Genomic DNA, 402 nt, shown 5'->3' with positions numbered 1-402 from the left:
GTGTGTAGATTTTTTTCGTTTTTACGGCTTGTTCGTGCCGTCTGTCTAATGTTCGTTAGTTGCTCTAATCGAATGACAGAAATATTATTATCCGTTGCAAAATCAACGATTTCACGACTTACTTTGTGGTCTTGGTCTTGCATCCATCTTTGTTCTTTATCATCAAGTTGACGCAGGGCATTCAGTTTCTTAGCTTCTCCTAATTTCTTGCGAACACTGCGAAACTTACGTTTCATAAATTTGTTTTGCCTACCGTTCCCGAAGAAACGAACTTTATCATCATCTGTGATAGCTACCGCAGGAACTTTGAGACCTAAGTCTACTCCTAAAATCTTTGTTCCTGTTTTTTCGTTTGTAGGAATCGTGACAGATATTTGAGCAATCCATTTAGCAGATTTCTTC

At 38.3% G+C, this 402-nt stretch carries 1 protein-coding gene; it reads right to left on the bottom strand.

The genetic code is table 11. From position 1 onward, the window contains the following. The coding region (locus MR167_RS31865) for a transposase (RefSeq protein ID WP_242316265.1) at window positions 1-402 on the bottom strand (402 nt) is incomplete at both ends.

This window comes from Bacillus cereus group sp. BfR-BA-01355 (assembly GCF_022663675.1).
In the GTDB taxonomy this organism is placed as follows: domain Bacteria; phylum Bacillota; class Bacilli; order Bacillales; family Bacillaceae_G; genus Bacillus_A; species Bacillus_A thuringiensis_S.
This window is presented reverse-complemented; position numbering and strand designations above follow the sequence as displayed.